The organism is Ensifer sp. NM-2, from assembly GCF_003024455.1.
GTDB lineage: Bacteria > Pseudomonadota > Alphaproteobacteria > Rhizobiales > Rhizobiaceae > Ensifer > Ensifer canadensis.
This window is the reverse complement of the sequence record NZ_PVZR01000025.1, coordinates 16,124-42,184: the sequence shown is the minus strand read 5'-3', so window position 1 is coordinate 42,184 and position 26,061 is coordinate 16,124. Positions and strand designations below refer to the sequence as shown.

At 57.2% G+C, this 26,061-nt stretch carries 24 protein-coding genes and 1 pseudogene; 10 read left to right on the top strand and 15 right to left on the bottom strand.

Features of this window, described 5'->3' with window-relative positions; translation table 11 throughout:
* Positions 1 to 20: 20 nt before the first annotated feature.
* Positions 21 to 1,304, bottom strand: coding sequence for a sugar ABC transporter substrate-binding protein (locus tag C6558_RS32500; RefSeq protein WP_245449251.1), 1,284 nt, complete (start codon positions 1,302 to 1,304; stop codon positions 21 to 23).
* Between the two features lie 239 nt (positions 1,305 to 1,543).
* Here C6558_RS32500 and C6558_RS32495 point away from each other — a divergent pair, with 239 nt between their 5' ends.
* The 3 genes from C6558_RS32495 to lpdA all read left to right on the top strand — a co-directional run bounded on the left by C6558_RS32495 (position 1,544) and on the right by lpdA (position 5,248).
* On the top strand, positions 1,544 to 2,218 hold the full coding sequence (locus tag C6558_RS32495; protein WP_107028258.1) for a GntR family transcriptional regulator: 675 nt from the start codon (positions 1,544 to 1,546) through the stop codon (positions 2,216 to 2,218).
* 354 nt (positions 2,219 to 2,572) lie between these two features.
* Positions 2,573 to 3,844: a pyruvate dehydrogenase complex dihydrolipoamide acetyltransferase gene (locus C6558_RS32490; protein ID WP_107028257.1), complete on the top strand. Its 1,272-nt coding sequence runs from the start codon at positions 2,573 to 2,575 to the stop codon at positions 3,842 to 3,844.
* Positions 3,845 to 3,853: 9 nt separating this feature from the next.
* Positions 3,854 to 5,248: a dihydrolipoyl dehydrogenase gene (gene lpdA / locus C6558_RS32485; RefSeq protein ID WP_107028256.1), complete on the top strand. Its 1,395-nt coding sequence runs from the start codon at positions 3,854 to 3,856 to the stop codon at positions 5,246 to 5,248.
* Between the two features lie 508 nt (positions 5,249 to 5,756).
* Here lpdA and C6558_RS32480 read toward each other — a convergent pair.
* Positions 5,757 to 7,022, bottom strand: a complete 1,266-nt coding sequence (locus C6558_RS32480) for an MFS transporter (protein WP_107028255.1) — start codon at positions 7,020 to 7,022, stop codon at positions 5,757 to 5,759.
* A gap of 63 nt (positions 7,023 to 7,085) precedes the next feature.
* On the opposite strand from C6558_RS32480, the gene C6558_RS32475 reads away from it, so the two are divergent.
* Positions 7,086 to 7,676 (top strand): CGNR zinc finger domain-containing protein, encoded by a 591-nt coding sequence (locus C6558_RS32475; protein WP_107028254.1) that lies wholly within the window; start codon positions 7,086 to 7,088, stop codon positions 7,674 to 7,676.
* 240 nt (positions 7,677 to 7,916) lie between these two features.
* Here the strand turns inward: C6558_RS32475 and C6558_RS32465 are convergent, their stop codons facing one another.
* The 3 genes from C6558_RS32465 to C6558_RS32455 all read right to left on the bottom strand — a co-directional run bounded on the left by C6558_RS32465 (position 7,917) and on the right by C6558_RS32455 (position 10,704).
* Positions 7,917 to 8,792, bottom strand: coding sequence for a LysR family transcriptional regulator (locus tag C6558_RS32465; protein WP_107028252.1), 876 nt, complete (start codon positions 8,790 to 8,792; stop codon positions 7,917 to 7,919).
* A gap of 40 nt (positions 8,793 to 8,832) precedes the next feature.
* The gene (locus tag C6558_RS32460; RefSeq protein ID WP_107028251.1) at positions 8,833 to 9,864 is read right to left on the bottom strand and encodes an LLM class flavin-dependent oxidoreductase; all 1,032 of its coding nucleotides are present in this window, start codon (positions 9,862 to 9,864) and stop codon (positions 8,833 to 8,835) included.
* Between the two features lie 180 nt (positions 9,865 to 10,044).
* Entirely contained in the window at positions 10,045 to 10,704 is a 660-nt protein-coding gene (locus C6558_RS32455) for a hydrolase (RefSeq protein WP_107028250.1), read from the bottom strand.
* A gap of 154 nt (positions 10,705 to 10,858) precedes the next feature.
* Here C6558_RS32455 and C6558_RS32450 point away from each other — a divergent pair, with 154 nt between their 5' ends.
* Positions 10,859 to 11,743 carry a LysR family transcriptional regulator gene (locus C6558_RS32450; RefSeq protein ID WP_107028249.1) on the top strand — a complete coding sequence of 295 codons (885 nt, stop codon included), beginning with the start codon at positions 10,859 to 10,861 and terminating at the stop codon, positions 11,741 to 11,743.
* A 409-nt stretch (positions 11,744 to 12,152) separates the two neighbouring features.
* Here C6558_RS32450 and C6558_RS32445 read toward each other — a convergent pair whose 3' ends face one another.
* Positions 12,153 to 13,109, bottom strand: a complete 957-nt coding sequence (locus C6558_RS32445; RefSeq protein ID WP_107028248.1) for a zinc-binding alcohol dehydrogenase family protein — start codon at positions 13,107 to 13,109, stop codon at positions 12,153 to 12,155.
* Positions 13,110 to 13,867: 758 nt separating this feature from the next.
* Between C6558_RS32445 and C6558_RS32440 the strand changes: the two genes are divergently transcribed.
* From C6558_RS32440 to C6558_RS32430, 3 genes are all read left to right on the top strand, one after another.
* Positions 13,868 to 14,704, top strand: coding sequence for an alpha/beta fold hydrolase (locus C6558_RS32440; protein WP_199197088.1), 837 nt, complete (start codon positions 13,868 to 13,870; stop codon positions 14,702 to 14,704).
* Positions 14,705 to 14,829: 125 nt separating this feature from the next.
* Positions 14,830 to 15,180 carry an ethanolamine utilization protein gene (locus C6558_RS32435; protein WP_107028246.1) on the top strand — a complete coding sequence of 117 codons (351 nt, stop codon included), beginning with the start codon at positions 14,830 to 14,832 and terminating at the stop codon, positions 15,178 to 15,180.
* Positions 15,181 to 15,355: 175 nt separating this feature from the next.
* On the top strand, positions 15,356 to 16,369 hold the full coding sequence (locus C6558_RS32430) for an alpha/beta hydrolase (RefSeq protein ID WP_107028245.1): 1,014 nt from the start codon (positions 15,356 to 15,358) through the stop codon (positions 16,367 to 16,369).
* 12 nt (positions 16,370 to 16,381) lie between these two features.
* On the opposite strand, the gene C6558_RS32425 is transcribed toward C6558_RS32430, so the two are convergent.
* Positions 16,382 to 16,603, bottom strand: a complete 222-nt coding sequence (locus tag C6558_RS32425) for a hypothetical protein (protein ID WP_199197083.1) — start codon at positions 16,601 to 16,603, stop codon at positions 16,382 to 16,384.
* Between the two features lie 171 nt (positions 16,604 to 16,774).
* Positions 16,775 to 17,515 carry an SDR family NAD(P)-dependent oxidoreductase gene (locus C6558_RS32420; RefSeq protein ID WP_107028244.1) on the bottom strand — a complete coding sequence of 247 codons (741 nt, stop codon included), beginning with the start codon at positions 17,513 to 17,515 and terminating at the stop codon, positions 16,775 to 16,777.
* 165 nt (positions 17,516 to 17,680) lie between these two features.
* On the opposite strand from C6558_RS32420, the gene C6558_RS32415 reads away from it, so the two are divergent.
* Positions 17,681 to 18,562, top strand: coding sequence for an AraC family transcriptional regulator (locus C6558_RS32415; protein WP_107028243.1), 882 nt, complete (start codon positions 17,681 to 17,683; stop codon positions 18,560 to 18,562).
* Positions 18,563 to 18,842: 280 nt separating this feature from the next.
* Here the strand turns inward: C6558_RS32415 and C6558_RS32410 are convergent, their stop codons facing one another.
* The 7 genes and pseudogenes from C6558_RS32410 to C6558_RS41170 form a co-directional block, all read right to left on the bottom strand.
* Positions 18,843 to 19,778 (bottom strand): alpha/beta hydrolase, encoded by a 936-nt coding sequence (locus tag C6558_RS32410; protein ID WP_245449250.1) that lies wholly within the window; start codon positions 19,776 to 19,778, stop codon positions 18,843 to 18,845.
* A 16-nt stretch (positions 19,779 to 19,794) separates the two neighbouring features.
* The gene (locus C6558_RS41800; RefSeq protein WP_107028241.1) at positions 19,795 to 19,887 is read right to left on the bottom strand and encodes a twin-arginine translocation signal domain-containing protein; all 93 of its coding nucleotides are present in this window, start codon (positions 19,885 to 19,887) and stop codon (positions 19,795 to 19,797) included.
* Between the two features lie 316 nt (positions 19,888 to 20,203).
* On the bottom strand, positions 20,204 to 21,331 hold the full coding sequence (locus tag C6558_RS32400; protein ID WP_107028240.1) for an alpha/beta hydrolase: 1,128 nt from the start codon (positions 21,329 to 21,331) through the stop codon (positions 20,204 to 20,206).
* 125 nt (positions 21,332 to 21,456) lie between these two features.
* Positions 21,457 to 22,710 carry a DUF5996 family protein gene (locus tag C6558_RS32395; RefSeq protein ID WP_107028301.1) on the bottom strand — a complete coding sequence of 418 codons (1,254 nt, stop codon included), beginning with the start codon at positions 22,708 to 22,710 and terminating at the stop codon, positions 21,457 to 21,459.
* A 94-nt stretch (positions 22,711 to 22,804) separates the two neighbouring features.
* Complete coding sequence (locus C6558_RS32390; protein ID WP_107028239.1) at positions 22,805 to 23,740, bottom strand: pirin family protein; 936 nt, start codon at positions 23,738 to 23,740, stop codon at positions 22,805 to 22,807.
* Between the two features lie 72 nt (positions 23,741 to 23,812).
* A complete protein-coding gene (locus tag C6558_RS32385; protein WP_107028300.1) occupies positions 23,813 to 24,682 on the bottom strand; it encodes an SDR family NAD(P)-dependent oxidoreductase in 870 nt (289 codons plus the stop codon).
* Positions 24,683 to 24,712: 30 nt separating this feature from the next.
* Positions 24,713 to 24,917, bottom strand: a pseudogene (locus C6558_RS41170) (LLM class flavin-dependent oxidoreductase); the annotation flags it as partial.
* A gap of 198 nt (positions 24,918 to 25,115) precedes the next feature.
* On the opposite strand from C6558_RS41170, the gene C6558_RS32375 reads away from it, so the two are divergent.
* Complete coding sequence (locus tag C6558_RS32375; protein WP_107028238.1) at positions 25,116 to 26,000, top strand: LysR family transcriptional regulator; 885 nt, start codon at positions 25,116 to 25,118, stop codon at positions 25,998 to 26,000.
* Positions 26,001 to 26,061 lie beyond the last annotated feature (61 nt).

Below are 26,061 nucleotides of genomic sequence, written 5' to 3'. Positions count from 1 at the left end.
GATACTTGTCCGTTTGAAAATCAGAATTCAGGCTGACCGGTGAGCGCCGCGTTTAGTCCGATTTCCGGCGTCTCCGCGTTAAAGATCTCGGCAAACCAGCCCGGATTGGTGATGATCGAAGGCTGGAAGACGTTGCAGCCTGACTTCATCTCCTCAAACGATCCCTCCAAACAAATCTTCACATTTTCGTTCGTGATTTCCGGGAGCGGGACGATCACGTCGTGAGGAATTTCTTGACCTTCGATTGCCTTAGCAGCCAGTTTCAGAGCGTAGGCGGCAGAAACGGGGGGCGATGCGTACGAGAAACTCGGCGCTGCCATTGGTCGGTAGCTACCATTTGCGCCATCTACCGCCGCATCCAACGGCAGCATCTGAATGCGATGACCGTTCGAGCCCTCCCCAGAGCACGGCTTTTTCTGATCGTCTGGGATGCCGGCTTCGTCCTGCATGGAAAAAATCGTGAAGCAACCTGCCTGACCGAGAACACCATCGATGTCCTTCCAGTCACGCGTTGCGAGCACTTTAGACATCTCTGTGCGAGTAACCGCCTGGCTCCACATGCCCGGCGTTTGAGCAACCACCTTGATCTCAGGATACTTGGCGAAAACCTCCATCGAACCTTCCGTTCGGAGGGTGTCCGTCGATGTGCCGGGGACGCCGGAGAGATAGACGATATTGCCCTTGCCGCCGAGTCTGTCTGCCAACCATTGCGCGGCCTTGGTGCCGGCTTCCTTTTGATCGATGTGAACGTTGTGGGCGCAGAGCTCTGTAATTTCGGCGTCGTACGTGAAAATGTGTACGCCCTTCGAGCACGCATTCCGGACGACCAGGTTGAGGGCAGTCGGCGAAATCGGATAGACTACAATCGCTTTGGCACCTGCCTGCACCATCGCATTGATCTGCTGGATCTGCTTCTGCGCGTTAGGCCCTGCAACCTGAACCTCCAGATCGATCTTATCCTTGAGATCCTTTGAAAGCGCCATGGCGCGCACCGTATTGGCGGCTTCCGCCTGCCAGTCGTTGCCAATGTAGCTCATCGAAAGAAAGACCTTTGCCTTGTCAGCGGCAGCAGCGGTAACAACCGTCGACGCAGCAATCAAAGCTCCAAGCGCCGAGCTTAAAAAAAAAGTACGCATACTTCCTCCCTTTTCACTTTTGAGATGCCGGGATCCCCGTCCTTGCGACGAATGGATACGATCTCGGCGCAGCATGAGCTCCTCCCATTTTGCGCCGTCGAGCATGAATAGCTCGATCACGCATGCATAAGACATCACCACGCCACGGAAGTCAACAATTGGATACATTTTATTGATCTGCCCGCCGTTTTACGAAGTTTATAGCGCACGATATGCCATCTTTGGATACGATCGACGCGAATGACGCGGATTTATCGGCATAAGAGAAGGCGCTCAGATTAGTGCGATCTTTGCGCAGAGCCGTGTGGCGATGCGTCCACTAGCGGGATTGGATCCACCGCGATGGACACTATATGTTGTGCCTGCTAGCATCCCATTGGGCTAAGGCACTACTTTATGGATGTGTAATGAGCGCAGAAACCTACCTTGACCACGTAGACGGTACGGATCTCCTTAGCGATCGCGTTGCGAATGCTGTAAAGGAGGAGATTTTGTCTGGTAGACTTTTTCCCGGCAGCCGGATCCGACAAGAAGAACTAGCGCGTCGGTTCGAAGTTAGCCGAATTCCTGTGCGTGAAGCCTTGAGGCAGCTGGAGAGCGATGGGCTCGTAACATTACGGCCCAACAGCGGCGCATGGGTATCTCGCATCGACCATGAAGAGTTGGTGGAGATTTACAAGATTCGAGAAAGACTGGAGCCCCTGGCATTGAGAGAGAGCATTCCAAACCTCTCCTCAACGCACATCGATCGGCTCGAAGAACTTTCCGACAAGATGCGACAGCCCTTAAGCACCGAGGCCTTCCTTAAGATGGATCGCGACTTTCATCTTATGACATACGCAGGTTCGGAGGCGAAAAACTTGTCCGAGATGATTGAGCGCTTTTGGAACACAACACAGCACTACCGGCGGCTGTTCACCCAAGAGGCGCAAGAAAGCACACGATGGGCAGCGCATGCGGAACATTGCCTGCTGGTCGACGCAATCAAGCGGATGGATCTCGAAGTGGGCGAGAGAATACTCGTTGGACACATCGCAAGAACAGGCGCTGCGCTTTCAATTCCGCCTTCGAGAGCAGACTAATTCTGCTCGCCAACTTCATCAATGTATCCAATATAGGCGTTTACGGCGAATAATTCGCCATTTCTTCCCGACATCATTGACATTTGTATCCAATACATGCGATGTCAGTTGACACCATCGCTTTCGCGGCGGCGATCGCCACTCCAAAAGGAGCATCTGCCTGAGGATCGCTCACAGACGTCTTACTCCAGCGAACTAGTGCCAATGGCGCCTCCCTGACGAAGAACGCGTTCTTCGGTGGCTTACGGATGCAGTGTGATTGCTCGTCGGCGCCCACAACGCCGACGCCGTAACACGTACGATCGCGAACCGTAGAGCGACGGTGCCCGTCGAGAATCTAAGAAGGAGGAGAAATTGTCTCACAAACTGCTGATGCCCGCGCTTTCGCCGTCAATGACGGATGGAAAAATCGGCAAATGGCTAGTGAAAGAGGGTGTCAACGTAACGGCCGGAGAGGTAATAGCGGAGATCGAAACCGACAAGGCAACGCTTGAATTTGAAGCGCCGTTGTCGGGTACCCTCATCAAAATCCTGATCCCGGAGGGCACCGAAGGCGTACCTGTAGATCAGCCGGTCGCCATCCTCGGCGCCGAAGGAGACGCAGTGGAGGGACAACTTGCTGCACAAGCTCCGATCGAGGGCAAGGTGGAGATGACGCCAAATCAAGCCACACCCGAGCTGCAGGTTACCAACACCGTCTCCAGACAAGCCAGCGCAAATCCTCGTGTTTCTGCCAGCCCCCTGGCGCGAGTCCTGGCGCGCCAGCACGGCATCGATTTGGCTGGCATCACGGGTACTGGACCTGGTCAGCGCATAGTCAAAACCGATATTGAAAAGGCGAAAAAAGAGATTGAGAAAAATAAGCCGACGCCCCAATCGACAGACGCCACTCCAGCCAATGATGCTCGTCGCAACCAGCTGACGCCTCAGCCATGGCAAAAATACGAGACGCTAAACAACAACACGATGCGTAAGACCATCGCGCGTCGCTTGAGCGAAGCGAAACAACACGTTCCCCACTTCTACTTAACCACATCTGTTCAGATGGATCGGGTACTGGCGCTAAGGGCAGAACTCAACGCCCGTCCAGCCGCAACTTACAAACTTTCGGTGAACGATTTCATCATAAAGGCAGCCGCATTCGCTCTTCATCGAGTTCCGGACGCAAACGTGATGTGGACGGAGGATGCGATTCTCCGCTTCAAGGATGTCGATATCTCGGTAGCAGTTTCGACCGAAGGCGGACTGGTAACGCCGGTAATCCGCAATGCCGACAATAAAGGCTTGCAGCTAATCAGTGACGAGATGAAAGAGCTCGCGTCCCGCGCTCGCGCGAACAAGCTCAAGCCAGAAGAGTATCAAGGTGGAGGTTTTAGCATCTCGAACCTTGGTATGTTTGGCGTCGAACAGTTCTCAGCAATCATAAACCCGCCGCAGAGCTGCATCCTGGCGGTCGGAGCGACTGAGAAGCGCGCGGTTGTAGGAGAGGACGACGCTGTTGTGGTCAAAGCCATGATGACGATGACACTGTCAGTCGATCACCGTTCCGTGGATGGCGCCTTGGGGGCGCGCCTTCTTGCTGAAACGAAAACGGCGCTCGAAGAGCCGCTGAGCATGATGCTTTAGGAGGCCACAATGCGGACAAAGGAATACGACGTCGCAGTTGTTGGCGGGGGCCCAGGTGGGTATGTCGCGGCGATACGCGCTTCACAGCTGGGACAGAAAGTAATCTTGATCGAACAAGAACATCTTGGTGGAATTTGTCTCAATTGGGGTTGCATACCCACCAAGGCGCTGCTGGCGTCCGCGGACGTGCTCAGGACAATAGGCCGCGCATCCAATTTCGGAATCAATGCGTCCGAACCTCGCGCGGATATCCAAGCCATCGTCGTACGGTCCAGACAGGTCGCAGCCCAGTTGTCTGGCGGCATCAAGGGTCTTCTGAAAAAGAACGCGGTCGATGTCATCATGGGGCGGGGACGTTTGACCGGTGGGCGGTCTATCGCCGTTGAGACCGGAGAAGCTCCCCTACAAATCTCGGCAGGAAACATAATCCTGGCTACCGGTGCGCGGGCGCGACAACTGCCAGGCATCCACGTAGATGATGACGTCATCGTCACGTACAAGGGGGCGCTTCAGCCCAAGACCATTCCGAAGTCGCTCCTTATCGTGGGTTCGGGAGCGATCGGGATCGAGTTCGCTTGCTTTTACTCCACGATGGGCTCGAAGGTCACGATCGTTGAAGCGCTGGATAGAATTGTTCCCACAGAGGATCATGAGGTTTCTGCCCATTTGGAGAAATGCCTCGTGAAGAGTGGTGTAGAAGTCTTGACTTCATGCAAGTTAGAAAGTCTGGAAAATCAAGGCGGGCGAGCAGTTTGCGCGCTAGGGAAAGACGGGCTGACTATCTCGCGAGAATTTGATAGGGCGATCCTGGCGATCGGCATTTCCGCGAATATCGAAGATATTGGTCTTAATGTCGCCGGGGTCAAGATCGAGCGAGGTTTGGTTGTCGTAGATGAATCCTGCCGAACCTCTGTCCCAGGGATCTTCGCGATCGGCGACATCGTTCCAGGACCTTGGCTAGCACACAAGGCAAGTCATGAAGGTGTGTTGTGTGCAGAGATCATCGCGGGTCAATCGCCTCACTCTCTCGATCGAACCTCAATACCAGCCTGCACCTATTCACATCCCCAGATCGGTTCGATCGGTCTGACCGAAACTGCTGCACGGGCTCTAGACCGGAAGTTGCGTATCGGAAGTTTTCCTTATCGAGCCAACGGCAAGAGCATCGCAATGGGCGAAAGTGATGGCTTCGTAAAGACTATCTTCGATGATGAAACAGGAGAGCTTCTTGGTGCTCACGTCATTGGCGCTGAAGCAACGGAGGTAATCTCCAGCTTTTCGTTGGGAAAAGCAGCGGAGATGACGGATCACACAGTCGTCGCCGCGATCCTTCCTCATCCAACCCTTTCCGAGATGATTCACGAGGCAACTTTGAATTCAATGGGCAGAGGTATCCATTTCTGACAAACGCCAGCCTTGACTATATCATATAGCTCAAGAAAAAGCCCGGACCGCGACTAACCAACGCGGTCACTTTCTCGTCTCTATGATCTGGATGTCCGCTCCGATGGAGAGGTTCGGCTCCAGCAGTCATCTGTCTTACACCCTTGAATGACCGCCATGTGGTCAAAGCATAACCCGGACACCACCATCCGAATGCGGCAAACAACCCTCGCGATCGGGGATCGTTGACCCCGCTACCGCTATCCCGTTCCACCTGTATTCGACCAGCATGGACGGTGATGAACGTGCTGCGACCGTCAAAGCTATGGCAAGCGATATCAGTGCGGGGTGCTGGCCAACCTAGAAAAAGTCTCCGGCTGGTTGACGCGGACAGCGGGCTTATTGACAAGCTCCGGCGCCATTGCGGTCGCGATGTTCATAGAGATAAGCCCGACACATGATTACCAACTGGTATCGTAAATCCTCAGCTACCTGACCGGAAAAGTTCCGCTCAAAAGCGTTGCGCATGTCACGCCTCCCCCATTGCTGAGCCGGTGCGCAGATTGAAAGACCTCTCCGTGTATCTAAAGGCGATGGCCAGCCCCAAGCCGATAATAGCCACTGCCGCATTCACACCCCAAAGCATCCAGGGAGCTTCAGCTTCCAGAACCGCCCAGCTTCCGACGTAGCTGCCAAGGGCCGACCCCATTCCCCAGGCAAGACCCAGTGCGCCGAAATACGTGGCCTGCTTTCCGTCCGGAGCGAGTTCTGCTGTTACTGTTTCGATTGCGGGCAGGATCAAAGACTCAGCCACCGTGTAAATGAAGACCACCAGCAGGACCCAGGAGAGCAAGTGCCAAGCAGGAGCAATAAGGTACGCGAGAAGTAGGATTGCGTAGCAATACACATTCATCTCTCGTGGCTTGATCCACTTGAACGCAAACAGCGACACGACGACGAATATCAGACCAGACACACCGTTTGTCACGAATACAGCGTTGGCTGCGCTCTCGTTGCCTGCGACCCGTGTGGCATGCAGGGGAAATGCCACGAAAAGCTGGGAGAATAGGAACCACCAGGGAAGCGTCGTCGCCAAAAACCAGAGGAACCTCCGGTCTGTAGAAACAGCAGCCCAGCTTGAAGTCACGGTCGAACGACTTTCATATAGGTGGTCCAAGTACCCAAATCTCATAGACCACAGGCCAAGAAGCAGGAACAGAAGCGCGGCCACCCTGAATGGCATGATCGTGCCATAAAGGATGAAGACTGTTCCGAGCGTTGGACCAACAACAACACCCATATTGAGAGCAAAGTTGTTGAGCACGAAAACCCTGGTGATCGTATCGTCCGATTGGCGACCGAAGATGCCGTAGAGCGCAGATTCGTAAGATGCAGTACCGAGCCCGATGAGGAGCGTTGCGCCAACGACGCCGGCTGGATTAAAGGCTAAACTGAACAGCAAGAAGCCAGCGGAGCGGGCCAAAAGACCCAAGACCATCAGATTTCGAAACCCGAAACGATCCACCAGCGGTCCGGTTATGATCGGCAACGCCCGACCGAGAGCCAAGTGTATGGTGAAAACTGTTCCAATTGCAGCCGCGGCAAGACCAAGATGGTCGACCATATGGACGGCCATCAGCGGCATTGCAGTAAAGGTCGCGAGGTTCATGAGGAACTGCATCAGAAGCAGCACGCGCACATGGATGCGCACCCCCTCAAATTGTTCTAAAACGAAGCGCCGCCACCAAGCCGAATGCACAGCTCTCAAGCGGTACTCCTCCTCCTGACGTTTCATTTTCCCCAATCCTCATGTAATGTGTTTTTTGTGAATTGGTGATTACAGTATCGGATTTTTGTAATGGGTCAAACGGATATTATAGATTACAGACACAACCGACTGGCCTGGGAGGGGTTTGCCGAGGCTCTCCTGAGAAACTACGAAGTGGCGCTACCTGAACCAGAGGGGCTCGGGGAACCTGGAGATCTCGACAGGTTCTTGCTTGCACTCGGCCATTCGTTTGGTCCATCAACGGTCGGCGATGTCGCTGAAACACGTGCGCTGCGAGAACGGTTGCGGCGCATTTTTGATGGGAACATTAATGTGGAGCAACGCTCGGCAGAGCTGAATGCGATGCTTTCAGATACACCTGTCAGGTTAGTGTTGGACCCACGCTCGCACACACTGGACTTCGCACTACCGGTACTAAACGGATCCCTCGTCGAGAGAGTTTCTACGCTCAGCGTCGTCAGTCTTGCATTGGCGGTTAGCCAGTTTGGTTACTCAAGACTGCGGATCTGCGAGGCCGATCCCTGTCGGGATGCGTTCGTCGACACGTCAAAAAAAGGTTCGCGACGTTTCTGTGGCGCCAAGTGCGCCAGCCGCTGGCACGTAGCCGCCTTTCGCGACCGCAAAAAGACTGGAAAGGGAGACGAAGGCAATCAACCCTAAATCCGTGCGGTTGCGAATCCTATAGGTCGGAGTTCCGCGCAAGCATCAACTGCGCGGGAGAAATGATTTCGAGCCCCGCCGCCGGCAATTTCGCCAAGTCGGACGGGTCACCGATGTCCGAAGCACGATATAAGGATGGGCAGATGACCGGCGTCATCCTTTCGTTGAGAACATCTCCGACCACGACGTCCCTTCCGAACACAGTCAGGTCGTGCATCGCCGTTGAGCAGACGATGCACCTCACAAATGCGGGCTTCTTTCGAATGCTTCGATCAAGAATTCGCAGAGGACGCGCACTTTTCGTGCAGAGTGCGGGCTAGGTGGCCGCACGACATAGACGCCACCCGCCGGTAGCGGATACCGGGTCATGATTGGAACGAGCATGCCAGTAGCAAGATATTCATGGGTAACACAATCGGGGAGCCAGGCTATGCCAAGCCCTGCCGCCGCCGCGCTGGCGAGCGCCGCGCCGTTATCGGAACTGAAACGACCTTGGGGCTGAACAGTGACAATCTTGTCGCCATCCAGGAACCGCCACGCCTCTGCACCGACCAGAGCTTGATGAGCGCTGATTTCATCAGGCTTTTCAGGCGAACCATGCATCCTGATGTAGTCCGGGCTTGCCACCAGCTTGCCGTACATCTGGCCCACGCGCCTTGCTGTCAGATTCGAGTCGCGCAGGGCGCCGACCCGGATGGCGCAGTCGAAACCGTCGGCAATCAGATCGACGAACCGATCGCTATACTCGGCATGGATCTGAAGCTGCGGGTGGTGGCGGGCCACCTCCGCCAGCACGGGTGCAAAATGTATCGGGCCTGATGTAAGTGGGACGGCCACCCGCAAGCGCCCGCGAAGGTCACCGGTAGGCAATACTGTTTCTCGTGCAACGTCGATCTCGGCACAGACTCTGGCCGCATAGTCCCGAAACGTCGCCCCAGCTTCTGTCAGCCCAGCGCCACGGGTCGTTCGCGCAAGAAGCTGAATGCCGAGCGATTCTTCGAGCCGGATGAGACGACGGCTGACCATCGACTTCGATATCCCCAGTCGACGTGCCGCGGGAGAAACCCCGCCGGCATCTGCAACTTCGACAAATGTCCTCAGATCCTCGATGTCCATTCGGCGCTCCGCGCTTTGTGATAAAGTCCGGCATCCCTCGCTATCGAGGCGCCCTCACGATGGGTGCGACCTCGTTGCCTAGGAGTTCGATCGATCTCTTCATCGCTGCCAAGTCGAGAGAGGCCGTGCTCATCTGGAAGGTGATGCGCGAGACGCCACCGAGTGTCTGACTGGCCTGCCGCATCTTGGATGCGACGGTCTGCGGATCGCCGACCAAAAACGCGCCTCCTGGGCCTGCCATGGCTTCGAACTGCTCACGTGTCGGCGGCGACCAACCGCGCTCGCGACCGATTTTTGTCGTCAGATGCGCCCATCCCGGGAAGAAGGCGTCTTTTGCCGCGGTATTGGTCTCTCCGACAAAGCCCATCGCGTGGACACCGACCCTAAGCCTCTCAGGGCTGTGTCCCGCGCGCTTACCCGCTTCGCGATAAAGATCGACAAGCGGGCGGAAGCGTTCGAAGCTCCCGCCGATAATTGCGACCACCAGCGGCAGGCCAAGCGCACCGGCACGAGTGAAGGATTGCGGCGTGCCACCTACTCCGATCCATAGAGGCAGCTGTGGTTGATGGGGACGCGGAAAAACACCTTGCCCTTTGAGGGCCGGACGGAAGCGACCTTCCCATGTGATATTGGTCGTCTCGCCAAGCTTGAGAAACAGGTCAAGCTTTTCAGTAAAAAGGTCGTCATAGTCGCGTGTGTCCAGACCGAATAGCGGATAGGCTTCCACGAAGGAACCTCGGCCGACAACGACTTCCGCACGGCCTTTTGAAATCAGATCGAGAGTTGCGAACTCCTGAAAAACCCGCACCGGGTCGGCGGCACTCAGAACGGTCACCGCACTCGTCAATCTGATCCGGCTAGTCCGGGCCGCTGCCGCAGCCAAAATGACAGTCGGCGCAGAATCGAGAAATTCTCCTCGATGATGTTCGCCAATACCGAAGACATCGAGCCCGACGCGGTCTGCAACGACAACCTCCTCGATAAGGTCGGCCATACGCTCGGTCGCCGAGGGTAGCTTGCCCGTCGCCGGATCAGGGAGAAGAGCTGCGAAACTGTCGATACCGATTTCCATTTTGGTCCTTGAATATTTGTCAGCCTACGCCGACGACTGACGCTGGAAAATCATCATGCGCACAACCAAGCCGGTGCTTCAGATACTTCGAGCTGTCATGAAAAAGGGACGACGAGGTTCAACGCATCGTCCGGGCACTTGCGATACGTTCATCGAGAACCCCGTCATCCTCGTTAGGTGCTAGTGCCCGCTTTTTGTGGTAGGCACCGGGGTGTTGAGCAACTGCTGCTCCCAAAGATATGCAATGCCGCTGCCGCTGAAGTGCTGGATGAGAATCTGGGTCAGTTCCTCGACATGCCCGGTGCGCGCCCAATCGCGTTGCCATTCACCAGCGAGCGCCATCACGGTCATCACGTTCGCACCGGCCGCGATCATTCGCTGGATGGCAACTTCGTGAGACTCCTTCGAAATCCCGCCCGACGCGTCGGTGATCACGGTGACGTCCCAGCCTTCGCCGGCGGCCTGGATGACAGGCATTGCGACGCAGACCTCGGTCCACAGCCCGGCGATGATCAGTTGCTTGCGGCCGGTCGCCTTGACGACGTTCACCACATTCTCGTCCTGCCAGGTGTTCACCCAGGTGCGATCGATGACTTCCTGGTCCGGAAATACGTCAGTGATCTGCTTGAAGAGAAGTCCACCGCGCCCCGCGATCACGCTGGTGAGAATGGTCGGAACATTGAAGGCTTTTGCCAGTTTCGCCAGCGCGGTCGTGCTGTTGACCACAGCTTGCGGATCGTGGCTGTTCAAGTTCGCCAGCTGGTAAGGCTGATGATCGATCAGAACGAGGACGGAATCTTCGGGGCGGAGAAGTGAGTCAAGGCCGTTACGAAAGGTCATGGTTTCATCCTATGTTGGCGGTATTTTGAAGCGCGTTTGTTCAAAAAGAGATGCGCCCCCAGAGGCGCTGCCGCGGGACGAAACTTGTCATTCCTGTTTGTGATGCGGTAGTCCTTGCGTGTGTTAAACTGTGTCGCAGAACGAGGAACGCCGAGTGGATATTGAAGATCTCCGGACATTCGTCGAAGTCGCTGATGCGGGAGGCGTCACTTCGGCCGCGTTGCGACTTGGTATCTCCAAGTCGATCGTCAGCCGACGGCTCGTGCGGCTTGAAGCGGAGCTTGGTGTCCAGCTTCTAGCCCGATCCACCCGCGGAGCTTCACTGACCGAGGCGGGCGCAACCTTCCGGGACTACGCTGCCAGGGTTTCTGCCGAAATCGACGTAGCCAGGGAGACGATCCTACCGGCCGGCGAACTTCGCGGAAGCTTGCGTGTAGCCGCGCCGCTTTCTTTTGGCCCAACCCATTTTGCACCTGTGCTTGCCCAGATGGCGCGGCGCCACCCACGACTTCACATTCAGTCGTGCTATACTGATCGTTTCGTCGACCTGATTGCGGAGGGGTTCGATTGCGCGATTCGTGTTGGCTACCTGCAGGATTCCAACCTTGTCGCCAGACGTGTCGGGCCGCTTTATGGTAAGCTGCTCGCAAGTCCAGATTACATCAATGCGCATGGTGCCCCCGAAACTCTAGACGAATTTAGCGCCCATCAGGCTCTACAGCACGGCACTGAAGCCTGGCAATTAATGGATGGCGATAAGATCGTCACAGTGAACCCGAGAGGGCGCTTCAAAGCAGACAACGGCGTGGCTCTCGTCGCTGCCGCATTAGCCGGACTGGGCATCGCCAGATTGCCGGACGGTCTAACCGACGATCACGTTGCGTCTGGCGCCCTGGTACCGGTCATGACGCGCCATCCGCCACCGCCGGCCGGGATATATGTAGTCAGGCCGCCGGGGCAGCGTCCTGCTAGAAAGGTACGTGTTCTGACTGAAATGCTGATCGAGTGTTTCGACCATTGTTCAACGTCGGAGAGGTAGCGCGACGCAGTTCGCTATGCCGCAAGATGTTTCGAATAGAATGTCGCAACGGGAATCCACGGATCCCACGCCGCTCGCCAGCTCGTGCCTTGCCTATCCGCTTATTTCCCGCACCTAGCGAACGTCCCGAAGCATTTTGCGAAACGCCTGGCCGATGTGGTTGGCGACAACCGTTCCAACTGCCTTGAGACAATGCTCGGTGAATGGCGCGTTGATCCGCACCCACCCCGGGCACAAATTCCCAAAGGGCCGACGCACTCTTCGTCTAACATGGGGGCAGCGTCATCAGTTGCCTGCGCGACCGTGCCTACGAACGTCGCGAAGCCTCGGTTAGCGACAAGCAACTGCATCTTGCTATGACCCGATAGCCGCTCGCCCCACGCCCAAAAGGTCCCTGGCATCGCCAGAGTCAGGGTTTCATCACGACGCGACCCAGCGGTTTGGCTGTCTCCGCGTAGTCATGTGCCTTGGATGCGTCCTGCAAAGGAAATGCCCGATCGATCACGACTTTAAGGCGCCTGTCAGCCGCTGCCTTGAGAAGTTCGTCAACTCTCTTGTGTATAGTAGGCCTCTCAAAAAGTGGTCCCATGAAGACACCGTGGAGGGTTTGATTGTTCTGCATCGCATGCCACAAGTCGACATCAAGCCCGCCACCGCCGGCGTTTCCGACGAAGACGAGGCGTCCCTCGGGAGCGAGTGCGGAGAGCGAGGCCTGCAAGGTCGAACCGACGGGATCGATGACGAGCTCGGCTCCCTTGCCGCCGGTCAGCCTAAGGACCTGCTCGACGACGTCATTCTCCAAGCGATCGATGACATGTGATGCACCGAGTTCGATCAGGCGCGCTGCACGCTCGGTACCACTCGCCACAGCGATCACGTTCGCACCTGCCTCAGCCGCCAGTTGGACGGCTGCCAGACCAACCCCCCCCGCAGCGGCCTGGATCAGGGTAGTCTCGGCTTCCTGCAAGCCCCCTCGGGCCATCACACACTGATGAGCTGTTCCAAAGGAAATTGGGAGCGCGGCGGCCTGTGCCATGTCCAGACTGTCCGGGACCAGCCATGTGCGCCCGGCCGGCACTGACCAGAGCTCCGCATGCGAGCCCTGCAGATCGAAAGCAGCGACCTTTTGTCCGACTGCGCGATCGCGCACGTCTTCACCCACCGCAACCACGGTCCCAGCGGCGGCATAGCCAACAATCCAAGGCGACTGCTGCGGTGTGGAACGGCGGTTGATCAGGTCGCCGCCCTCGATCGAAATCGCTTCAACAGCAATCAGAACATCATGCCGCCCGCAGACAGGATCGGGCACATCGATGTATCTCAAGACAGTTGGGGGGCCGGGATTGTCATAGACTGCAGCTTTCATATGCTTTTCCTTTGCAAGAGGGTTCTGACCCAGCTCGACGAAGTGACGATCGACCGATTGAGCCTCCGCGGCGGTCAGTCAAGGCGCATCATCTTGCCACCCCACGAGCAGCGCCGTGAAAAGCAGCCGCCACCGCACCCCAGATCTTCGAAAGAACATCGGTTCGAACTGGCCGAGCAGTGCGGTCCAGCCAACTCGTCGTCCGGTCGATCAATACGGTCGCAATTTATCGATGCAGAATTTATGTCGGCATTTGGTAGCGTCGCCAATAAGAGCGGGATAGCCTCGCCAGCTGCAAAACTCTGTTGCGGAAAGTGGAACAGCGATATCAATTACGCTGCGTGTCAGCCATGCGAAGTGTTCCGTGTTTGGCGACACAGCTTCCCGCTATGACGTACTATCAAATCGCTTGTCGAGATGCCATCAAGTCTCCGGGCAACGCTTGAGAGCAGGCCCGCCGGCAAACCTACACACTGGAAGGCCAGCCAAGGACAAGCTCATAACCCCTCCAACCGCACATTCGCTTATAGGCCCATCGCCGATCCTCTATGCGAGACCGCTGCGCATGATCGCAACCGTCGCCTTGGATTAAACCACGGAACATCTCCATGCCTCCCACCTCCGCACCGGGCCCGTCGCTCAGCCGCCGGGATACCCTGATCTCGGCTTCGGCGCTTGCCGTTAGCTTCGCCTTTCCATTGGGCACCGCGCGTGCCGTGGAACCTGTCACCCTCAAACTTCCAGAAGGAGAACTGACCATGGGCTTTGTCACGACGGACGACGACGTACAGATTTTTTACAAGGACTGGGGTCCCAAGGATGCACAGCCCATTGTATTCCACCATGGTTGGCCGCTCAGTTCCGACGATTGGGACGCGCAGATGCTTTTCTTCCTGTCGAAGGGTTATCGCGTCGTCGCGCATGACCGGCGCGGCCACGGACGATCGGAGCAGGTTGCCGAGGGTCACGACATCGATCACTATGCAGCCGACGCCTTTGCTGTCGGCAAAGCTCTGGATCTGCGGAACGCTGTTCATATTGGCCATTCCACCGGGGGTGGGGAAGTCGCACGCTATGTGGCACGGCACGGCGAACCGGCCGGCCGGGTGGCAAAGGCCGTCCTGGTCGCGGCCATTCCGCCGCTGATGCTGAAAACCGACAGCAATCCCGACGGCACACCGATGGAGGTCTTCGACAGCTTCCGGTCGGCGCTGGCCAGCAACCGTGCCCAGTTCTTCCGTGACGTTCCGGCAGGCCCCTTCTACGGTTTCAACCGAAACGGTGCGACGGTCCATGAAGGCGTCATCCAGAACTGGTGGCGGCAAGGGATGATGGGTAGCGCCAAGGCCCACTACGATGGCATCAAGGCTTTCTCGGAAACCGACCAGACCGAGGATTTGAAGGCAATCACCTTACCGACGCTGGTGCTACACGGCGAGGATGACCAAGTCGTTCCTATCGCCGCCTCGGCCTTGAAGGCGGTCAAGCTGCTGGCGAACGGCTCGCTGATAACCTATCCCGGTTATTCTCACGGCATGCTGACGGTGAATGCTGATGTGCTAAACGCCGATCTGTTGAAGTTCATTACCAGTTGAGAGCGTGCGGGGCGGGCGCCAGGCCCAGTCCCGCCGTTCAGTCGAGCCATCGCCTCCCCGGATCCGCAGCGTCGGGTCCGGAGGGTTATGCCGCGTTCCACAGCCGATCTCGAAGGAGACAATTCATGACCATTCACAAGTTCGCCATTGCCGACGCAGTGCTTGAACGCTCGCCAGGGCAAGACGGCGACATCTTTACCGGCAACCTCCTCGACCAGCGCCATGGCGGGCCGGTCACCATCGGTTTTGGGCGCTATGGGCCGAACCAGAGCCTGGAAGAGACTATGGCCGTGCACGACACGATGGTGATCCTTGAAGGAAAGATCACCGTTTCCGACGGCCACAAATCGGTGACTGCGGGACGCGGAGAGATCATCGCCATGCAGAAAGGTGACAAGGTGACGATCCGTTCCCACGAGGATGGTGCCGTGACGGCTTACGTGACCTATCCTCATTGGCAACTGCCGGACGCTTGATCGGGTCTGGAAGACCTATCCGGATTCCCGCTCCATCAAAAGATTCCGCCACGCCGCGCACGTGGATCACAAATGACCGAGCACTTGGCCGCGTTAACCTGCTGGCCAAAATCACCAGCGGGCTGGATTGGTGTGCAAAGAACGGTGGGAGGACATTTCAAACTGGAGGGCCGGCATGGAGCACAATCATAAAAGCTCCACAGCGGAGGGCGTCCGTGTGGATGAACGCATCATCCCCGTTCCCGCGTCCATCAGTACCGAAGCACAGGCTATGCTGCGAGCTGCCGTACGAGATGACGGCACACCGCTCAATGCGCTTTACCCGCTTCCCGCCCCAGAGGATCACGAGGCGTGGCGTCGACTGCAGATCGCAGCCGACGCCCACTACGCCGACGCACTTAGGGGTGCCACGGATGAGACGAAGGTCGCGATAGAAACTCTACGTCTGGGCACAGCCACCGTTCACGTCGCGACGCCAAACAATCTTCGGTTCACAGATTGCGTCTTTATCGATCTGCATGGCGGCGCGCTGGTTTTCGGTGGTGGCGATGCCTGTCGTGAGAGCGCGCGGTTACAGGCAGATCGCCACGGCATGGTATGCTATGGTATTGACTACCGGATGCCGCCGGATCACCCCTTTCCGGCAGCACTCGATGACTGCATGGCGGTCTACCGCCATGTGATTGATCAATATGGAGCGGGTCGCGTCCTGTTTGGGGGGCGCTCGGCCGGCGGCAACCTTGCCATGGCTACCATCCTGCGAGCGCGGGACGAAGGCATGCCGTCTCCAGCGGGTGTTGTACTTCTGTCCCCGCAAGTGGATCTGACCGAGTCCGGTGACAGCTTTCAGACCAACCGGACCGTCGACGTCGTCTTGCCTAACTCGCTGATGTCGAACAATCTGCTCTATGCAGACGGAGCGGAGTTGTCGCATCCGTACTTATCCCCGCTTTTCGGAGAAATGTCAGCCGAGTTCCCGCCAATATTCTTGCAAAGCGGAACGCGCGACCTGTTCCTCTCCAATACGGTGAGACTTCATCGCAAGCTGCGGCGCGTAGGAGTTCCGGTCGAACTTCACGTTTTCGAGGCAATGCCGCATGGGGGCTTCGCAGGCGCGCCGGAGGATCTCGAACTCGCGGCAGAGGTCGTCCGTTTTGTCATGGACTGTCTGCCGCCAGCGGTTCGCTGACGGGTCGGCGCCTTACTCCATGGAGGTAGAATTGCCGGCCGAAGCGCGAAATAGACCAGCCAATAACGCGAGGGCGGCGAAGATTGTGACGGCCGCCCCTGCTCCGAAGCTGCTCAGACGCATACCGAAAACCGGCGCGACGGCGGTCTGCTCTTTGGCAATCGTGAGGATCCCGATCATCAGCCCGGTCGGATACATAGACCGCGGCAACACGCTTAGAACCATCTGTTCCATTCTTCGCTCATGAGACGGCTTCGTTCAAGAGCGCGCAGTCGTTCCAAAAGGGGGCTATAGGCCGGACCGTTTCGGGGTCAGGAAGCGGACTTATGAAAGCAAGGGAGCAGCCACGCCGATAATCGCGGCCTGCTCCCTGTTGGCCCCACCCGCCCTGGCTGCTGATCCGGCCTATGCGTTGGCGCCCCCGTCAATCGTCACGATGCTACCAGTGATCACGCCTGCGGCAGGGCTTGCCAAGAACGCGACCACATCGGCGATTTCGCGCGGCTGCGCAAAACGTGCGACCGAGGAGAAGCTTCGCTGGAAATCAGCACTCTCCCCATCAGCCGGGTTTGCCTCAGTATCGGTTGATCCGGGCGCGACGAGGTTCACCGTGACGCCTTGCAGGCCGAGCTCACGCGACAGACCACGCGTGAAAGAGAGCAGCGCCGATTTCGACATCGCATAGGCCGTCACCCCCGGAAAGGGGACGCGATCTCCAAGGCTAGAGCCGATCGAGATGATGCGACCGCCATTAGGCAGGTGGGGTATTGCTGCCTGCGCGAAGGCAAGCGGTCCGCGGACATTGACGTCCATGAGAGTTTGATATTTCTCGAGATCGAGGTCAGCGATCGGCCCGGCCAGTCCGATGGCTGCACTATTGACCAGAATATCCAGGCGACCAAGCGTTTCGACGGTGTCAGAGACGGCCCGCTTGACGGCGTTTAGATCGGCACTATCAGCCCGTACGGCCAAGCCACGTTGGCCCAATTCCTCGATTGAAGACACGATGCCATTCGCGCGCTCAGCCGCGTTCTGGTAGGTGATCGCGACATCCGCGCCGTTCTCGGCCAACGCCAGCGCGATGGCCGCGCCAATGCCCCGCGACCCTCCAGTAACGAGAGCGCACTTGCCCTTGAGATTACCCATCTCTTGTCCTCTTCGTGCATGTAAGTTGAAGACCCGCAGCCGGGTCCTGGAACGTGGTCATCACGTTCTCCTAACTGCCTGAATTAAGCCGAAGAGGGACAAAAGTAACATCGACGATCGTATCAGAGACTTGCCTAATCCTGCCAAAACTGGAATAGAGGTCTCATGGCCAGTTTCGACGATCTGCTTACCCGACTATTGGACGACGTCACCCCCTACATTGCCGAAGGCGCAGGCATCACTGGCCATGCGACACCGATTCCACGCCTGACGGTGTGGACTAGCTCAACTCCGACCCTCCCCACGCGAGCGGTGTTCGAACCCATGTTTTACGCCGTCCTGCGCGGCACCAAGGTGTTGATCATGGGAGCCAATCGCTTCGAAATGGTCGCAGGGGCTTGCGCGGTGTCGTCCTTTGGCCTCCCCTACACCCACCAATTGACCGGTGCGACGCCTGACCTGCCTTACGTTGGCGTCAGCCTCCATCTCGATATCGGGATGCTCACTCGCGTCATGCTCGATATGCCGAAGTTCGATAGCCGGTGGACATGCGCGGTGGCGGCAGGTGATCTCAACGGCCCTGTGGGCGATACGTTCACTCGCGTCGTTGGGCTCCTCGGAACGCCGAACGACATCGGCATGCTCGCGCCCCATTACGAAGCAGAACTTTACTACCGTCTTTTGCAAACTTCGATGGGTGATACGCTTCGCCAGATCGGTCAGCGTAGCGAACGGTTTCAAAAGCTAAAGATAGCGGCAGATTGGCTTGCTGCTAACCATAGCAAGCCCGTTGTAATTGCCGAGCTCGCGGCGTCTGCAGGTATGAGCGTCACCTCGTTTCATCGGCATTTCAAGGCTGTCACGGGCTACAGTCCGCTTGCCTTTCAACGCCAGATCCGCCTCATGGAAGCTCGAAAGCTACTGGCCGCGGGTACCGCGAATGTAGCGCGCGTAGCTTACGAGGTGGGCTATGTAAGCCCATCGCAGTTCAGCCGTGAGTACAAGAGCATGTTCGGTGACCCTCCAGTTGCTGATTTGCGACGATAAACCTCGGTCAGCGCACTGATTCCGCGAGCCCGTGAACGCGACCACGGGCCCGTCGAAGTTTTTACCGGCTAGAGTCGTGATTGAGAGCGGCAATAGATATCAATTGCAGCAGCGAGGCTTCGGCGAAGCCGCAGGCTCGCCCAAGTCCAGCGACGGTTCGTGCATTTCCGAAAATGGCGTGTACCGGACGATGCTCGCTTTAGACGTACCGCTCGGGACGCCCTGCGGCGAACCGAGCGGTCGGATTTCGAACCAGGACGGCTTCGGAGTAGGTCAGGCTTCAATCCTCGCCTGAGGCGCAAAGATGCTTCATATAAAATGACACCAGACGGTCAACTGCAGGCCCCACGTACTCGGGCTTGTAATACATGTCGTAGTGCCCCGCCCCGTCGACCACGAAGAGGTCCTTCTCTGCCGCGGGGGAAAGTTCGAACAGCCGCTTCCCGGCCTCATACTGACCGGTATTACCGCGTTTCCCGCCAACGATAACCTGAAGGGGCTGCGTAAGCAGCTCCGGTACGAGGTTGAAGGCGTCGAAGCTGAGCAGCTCTGCGTAGCTCGAAAAAAGGAGCCGGTTGGTGGAGTTGGGATGGCGATAGCGCGATTCCCGATAAAATTTCACCGCCTCCAGCAGTTCCGGGTCCTTGATCCCTGTCGCCTCAGCTTCTTTCAGGCTATCCGGAATCCAGGGGTCGCGCCGTGGTTCGCCACCCCGCGCCTCCAACGTGCGCTGCTTGCCGACGTCCTTGAGCTTCCTGAGGAGGTCTTCCTTAGGCTGCATATGTCGGAAAGCGCTACCGATGTCATTGGCGACAACCGTTCCGATTGCCTTGAACCGGTGTTCGGTAAGCGCAGCACAGATCGCATAGCCGCCTCCCGCGCAGATGCCGAGCAGGCCGACCTTTTCCTCATCCACGAAGGGTTGCGTCATTAGGTAATCGACGGCGCAACGAATGTCCTCGACCCGGGCCGCCGGATCTTCGAGATCACGTGGCTGGCCACTGCTTTCACCTTGGTATGACGGATCGAAGGTTAGCCCCACGAAGCCCCGCTCCGCTAGTTTCGCAGAATAAATAGCGCCGATCTGCTCCTTCACACTGCTTCCAGGAGTAGCGAGAACGATCGCAGCATATGTCCTGCTCCCATCGAAATCGTTCGGAAAATGGACGTTTCCAGCGATTTCGATGTTTCGATTATTGAACGATACGCGTTTCAATTTCCGCATCCTTCCGTCATCTTCCGGCCGGGATGGCCGCTGCAGCTGCGGTGGCACCCGCTGCGGTGAGGACATTCCGTCTGGTAAGGAACGTACTGAGGTCTGGCATGCCATTCAAACTCCAACGGATGGAATATTGGAAGAGTCGCGCCCATTGCGTCCCAGACAAACGCCAGCCCAATAGACATGCCGATCAGGGCATCTAATGATGGCTTAGCAAGTACTTGTAGCGCAACCGCGATACTTACCGTCACGGCAATTGCTCCGACTGCGGCGACGTAAGCGGTCAAAAAGTTTACGAGATGGAAGCACACCCGCCCAATTACGCCCCTCCACTTTCGCACGTCAATCAACCTCAGTTTCGGTGTTGTTCGAGGTTGGCACCGGAGCACCGATATTCTGCGCTAGACAGCTGCTCACGTACCTTACGGCCGAGCAATCCGACTTGCCAATCGAAATGGGCTCGACACAGCCGCGCCAGCAGCGTCGAATACGAACGCACCCGCGCCTGCTAGACTATTGCTATCCTGGGTCTCGTTCTGCGCTAACTGATCCGCATACCGGGCGAAGGTCGCAAACCGGTCATGACCTAGTCCATCAACGGACTGCAGCGAGGTTATATCAACAACCCTCAGGCGTTCCGCTCTTGCAGCTTCTACGATGACTGGGTCATAAACATCGACCTTTCCGACGCGCTCACGCTTCCTCGCTAGAAAACTCGACACCACCAAAGCGCGATCAGATTTCGATACGAGCAAGGTTATTGGGGTCGACATTTTGCCGATATCCAGCAGTTGTGATCGGAAAACATCAACGTCGATGTCGGGAGAGGCAAGGACGATCTGCAGCTTATCAAGAGTTTCGGAACGCCCCTGCAATCGCAATTGCCTGACGACTTCCATCGATAGAAAGGCGCCCATACTGTGACTAACAAGTTCAATCCGATTTATTCGGGGAGACCTCGCGAGCGCGACGAGAACTTGGCCTAACTCACTTCGAGAATAGAGTGCTCCATCTCTGTCGGCTACGTAGCCCATTACGCTTGCCGCCGAGGGCCACGAAAACAAGACAGGCGGACTTCGCGAATTCACATCTGCGGCCATCTGCGCAGTGCGATACACGGCCTCCTGAAAGCTGTTGTTGTATCCATGGACAAAAACAGCGACCGATCCATCAAATGCAGGAGCATGCGTAATTGCGCCAACGAAGTTCTCCGTCGTGAGCTCGTCCCGCTGCGTGATAAAATATTGCCGTTGCGGATCCGGACGTGCATCGGGATACGCTATCTTAGTTCCATCGCGATTAGCCGGAACCGAGAACTGAAAGCGTTCGAATGATAGCGCGCTCGCCCATTCTCCTCCATACCCACTACCGTTCGGTGAACTTGCTCGGTTCGTGGCAGCAATCAACGTGACTTCCTGCGCCGGAGCTGCACCAAGCTTGACGGGTGTAAGAACCGCCTCCGTGGGACGCGAAGCGCAGCCAATAAGCATCACGGCAAGACCGGCCGCAGCGCCTACTATCTTTGTGTGATTGAGGAAGGATGATCGCATGGATCGATACTCTGTAGATTGAGGTAGATCGTGCAGCGACGATGGGCCTCAGCCCAAAGCGCGAGTGGCGATGGCATAGAGCGGAGTAGGATGGCCGTATGCGCACTTCCGGGTTTCGACGTGAGCTATGGCCGACGCAGCACATCCTGCCATTCGGGATGACGTTCAATCTGAGCCTTCGCGAATGGGCATAGCGGTATGATGGAGACCCCTTCACGTCGTGCGTCCTCGAACGCCCGCCGCACCAGCCTTTCGCCTACTCTGCGTCCGCGCAATGCTGTTGGAACGTCGGTATGATCAATGATAATCAATCCTTCACCTGCCCGACTATAGGTCATCTCGGCTTCAATCCCATCTACGATCGTCCGGTAGCGACCCTTCGATGCACCGTCTTCCCGCTCAACCTTTTCGTCCGCCGATGGAGCGGCCTTGTTCGATTGCTCTGCGTCTGGCGGCCGTATCTGTCCTGGCAGCCCATGCTTGCATTTCAGCAAATCTCGATCCCATTTGCCAAGGTCGGCGGCAGCCTCAAAGGTCGAGGTTAGAAAGCTCAGAAGGACTTCATCGGGATCGGCCGAGGACTGTACGGCATCGTAAGGCAAAATGAATTCCAAAAGGCCGTCGTGCCAGAATGCCGCGTCAGGCCAGACCTGCGCTGCCCGCAAGCCATTTGGCGCTGGATAGGCGTAAGCATAGAAAGCTGGGTAGTCGATTCCATCGCCCCCGGGCCAAAAGCCTACCGAGGAGACCTCCCGGTCGTAGGCTTCTTGGGTGACGCCGTCAGGCAGCGCCGGAATGCCGCCCGGATGGAGAGGAGCACGTCGGCCTGAAAAGCGAGTCATCGCTAGATCAAAGCTGCCCCAGAACAGGTGGATAGGGCTGGACTTTCCGAGAAAGGAAGTCCTGAACTTCTTAAATACCTTGTCGATCGCCATCAATGCACCATGGAAGCGTCGAACGGCATCGCGATCATAAGGCCGGTCGCGCTCATCTTCCTCGAACGGTATAGGATACGGCACTTCGTTCGGCTGACCGCCGGGGATAGGCCTACCACCAAGCTCGGCCACCAACCGGGCAAAGTTGGCGTGGAACGTCGCGACCGTCATTGGCAAGAGTTCAAAGTGCGCGCTATGCCCGTCGCCATTTGTACCTACGATCCTGTGATCGTGGAAGTCGAAGAGGATCTCAATGCCAGGGCCGTCGGGGATCATCGAGGACGTCAGCCCGCGAGGTGTGACATAGAACGTCGCATTCCAGGAATGATTGAGCCACGGAGCGTGAGCAAGCCGATATTTGCCGGCGATCTGGAGGTAAAGATGCAACGCGGAGCGTGTCTCACGCCAGCTGAGGTAGTCTAGATCAGGCCAGTTGTTGCTCATGCTTACATCCTTGGTCCAGATAAATTTCGGCATGTCACGCTTTTGATGTCTACCAATTTCCCCGCCGCGCATCGGAGGGAAAAGATGGTTACGATCACTCCGGGAGAGGAATGTGCTCATCACGGTCGCCGATCGGGAGGTCGAAGCGGCCCTTGCCCCATTTCTGCGCTCGCCATTCGGCTTTAGCCTCTTCGATACGCTCCCTCGACGAAGCCACAAAGTTCCACCAGATGTATCGCGGGCCTGACAGGGTCGCGCCGCCGAGTATCATCAGTCGCGCACCTCTGTCACCGGCCGCTATCGCAATTCTGTCGCCAGGTCTGAACACCATCATCTGTGGCGCCTCGAAACTCTGGCCGGCAATCGAAATGGATCCGTCGACGATATATATGCCTCTGTCTTCGTGGTTGTCCGGCATTGGCAGGCGACCTCCTGCCTCGAGCGTCACGTCGGCGTAAAACGTCTCGGAAAACATGGTCGCGGGCGCGGTCTTTCCATAGGCATTACCGAGGATGAGACGCACCGAAACGCCGCGGTCCTCGATCACTGGCAGCGTCGCTTTGCTGTGGTGCTCGAACATTGGCGCCATGTCTTCGTTGCTTTCCGGCAAGGCCAACCAGGTTTGAATTCCAAACAAGCTGTTCGGACCAGATCGTGCCGTGGCGGTTGTCCGTTCTGAGTGCGTTACACCGCGCCCGGCGACCATCCAGTTCAACTCTCCCGGGTGTATTATCTGGTCGACCCCAGTGCTGTCACGATGATGGAAGTCGCCGCGATAGAGGTAAGTGACAGTACCGAGACCGATATGCGGATGCGGCCGGACATCAATGCCCTGGCCGGTCACTAACTCGGCCGGCCCTGCCTGATCAAAAAAAATGAACGGTCCCACCATTTGCCGCGTCGGCGCTGGCAAAGCGCGCCGAACCTCAAAGCCGCCAAGGTCGCGGGCTCTGGGAACGATAAGGGTTTCGATCGCGTCGATACCGACTTCATCGGGACATCCCGGTTCTATCGCTGGATTCCAACTCATTGTGCAGTCCTGTTTCTGTGTTGCATTGATCTTGATAGTGACTACCCAAGCGTCCGGCGCTGGATGATGAGCCTAAGCCAAGCCGACGAGATTGAGCCGCAGCGCGTCGAGCTCCAAATCGGATTTCTCGCGGACCGCCCGGAGCATCTCTTCGGCATCGAGGCCGATTGCAGCGCGGATCGGCGCGGGTCGCCTTTCCGCGATCTCAATGAGGCATGCGGCAGCAACCGCAGACTCTATTCCATTCTCGTGCAAGCCCTTTACTCCATTTGCGAACCTGCCAAATGTCTTTCCATAGAGTTTCCGTTGCTCTTTCGTCATGGTGGCAGTGACCCGTCCCAAGGCAGCAGCCGTCCCTGCTGAATTATCGTCACTTATGTTGCCTGCTGGTGCTACCACGACGTCAATGCCGAACGGCTTGAGTTCGGCGCGATAGACGGCAGAGAACACCTCCATCGCTGCCATCGAGGCTTCTAGAGGTCCGCTGAAAGGCAGCGGTACACTCGCTGTCCAGGTACTAATTTGCACGATACGTCCGTGTGCCTTCCGCAAAGCAGGCAAGAATGCATTGATCACGGAAAGAGCCCCGAAAACGTTCATCTCGAACTCCCGTCGGATATCGTCTCGCGGGAAGATTTCAATTGGACCTGGCGTCGGATTGCCGGCATTGCTTATCAAAACGTCAAGCCCGGCCTCGTCGAGTGCGTCCGACACACCACCGGCCCAAGCTGTCAATCCCTCTGTCTTGGTCATGTCGCACACGGTGAGGCTGACGCGTCCGCCGGAAGCGAGCCTAAGAACTTGAACTTCTGCTGCCGATGTCGCCGTACCAAAGACTATGTAGCCCTTGGCGGCTAGTCCAAGCGCGATATCGCGGCCTAGACCCACTCCTGCGTTGGTAATCACCGCTGAACGATAAGATCGGAAAGAGCTCGGTGACATCATTGGCCTCCGTTTCGACGTTGGACGTACCTATGGTCCGACTAGTGCCGACCGGATGATCGGCGCTACCTCACAGCCAAGAAGCTCAATCGACTGTCTCATCGCCTCCCGTGTCGAGCGAAGCTGTGCTCATCTGGAAGGTGATGCGCGATATGCCTCCAAGTGCCTCACTCGCACTGAGAATCTTCGCGATGATTGTCGCGGGATCACCGACGAGAAACACTCCCTCTGGACCACTTCGGGGCGGAGAAGTGAGTCAAGGCCGTTACGAAAGGTCATGGTTCCATCCTATGCTGGCGGTATTTTGAAGCGCGTTTGCTCAAAAAGAGATGCGCCCCCAGAGGCGCTGCCGCAGGACGAAACTTGTCATCTCTGGTTGTGATGCGATAGTCCTTGCGTGTGCTAATCTGTGTCGCAAAACGAGGAACACTGAGTGGATATCGAAGATCTCCGGACATTCGTCGAAGTTGCTGATGCGGGAGGCGTCACTTCGGCCGCGTTGCGACTTGGTATTTCCAAGTCAATGGTCAGCCGACGGCTCGTGCGGCTTGAAGCGGAGCTTGGTGTCCAGCTTCTAGCCCGATCCACCCGCGGAGCTTCACTGACCGAGGCGGGCGCAACCTTCCGGGACTACGCAGCCAGGGTTTCTGCCGAAATCGACGTAGCCAGGGAGACGATCCTACCGGCCGGCGAGCTTCGTGGTCGCTTGCGTGTAGCCGCGCCGCTTTCCTTCGGGCCGACGCATTTCGCACCAGCACTTGCACAAATGGCGCGTCGCCATCCTCACCTCCAGATCCAGACCTGTTACAGCGATCGCTTCGTGGACCTCATCGCAGAAGGATATGATTGTGCGATCAGGGTCGGCACGCTTCAAGACTCAAACCTGATCGCAAGACGCGTTGGTCCCCTCTACGGGAATTTCGTCGCAAGCCCGGATTACATCAAAGCCCACGGCTCTCCAGAGACACCGGAAGAACTCGTTACCCATCAGGCTCTCATGCAGGGAACGGAAACCTGGCAAGCAATGGATGGAGACAAGGTGATAACCCTTCGACCACAGGGGCGCTTCAAGGCCGATAACGGGTTAGCTCTCGCCGTCGCCGCAGCAGCCGGATTGGGTATCGCCGCGCTTCCAGATGACCTCATAAAAGATTATCTAAACTCAGGCGAGTTGGTTACGGTCATGAAACGCTTTCCACCGCCCCCGGCGGGTATATATGTAGTCAGACTGCCCGGGCAACATCCTGCAAGAAAAGTCCGTGTGCTGACTGAAATGCTGATCGAGTTTTGCGAGCATGGCCCAGCGTCAGGGAGGTAGCCGACCGACAGAATCCGATCGGCGTCTACGACCATGACGCCTGTCCGATCATCACCCTAGA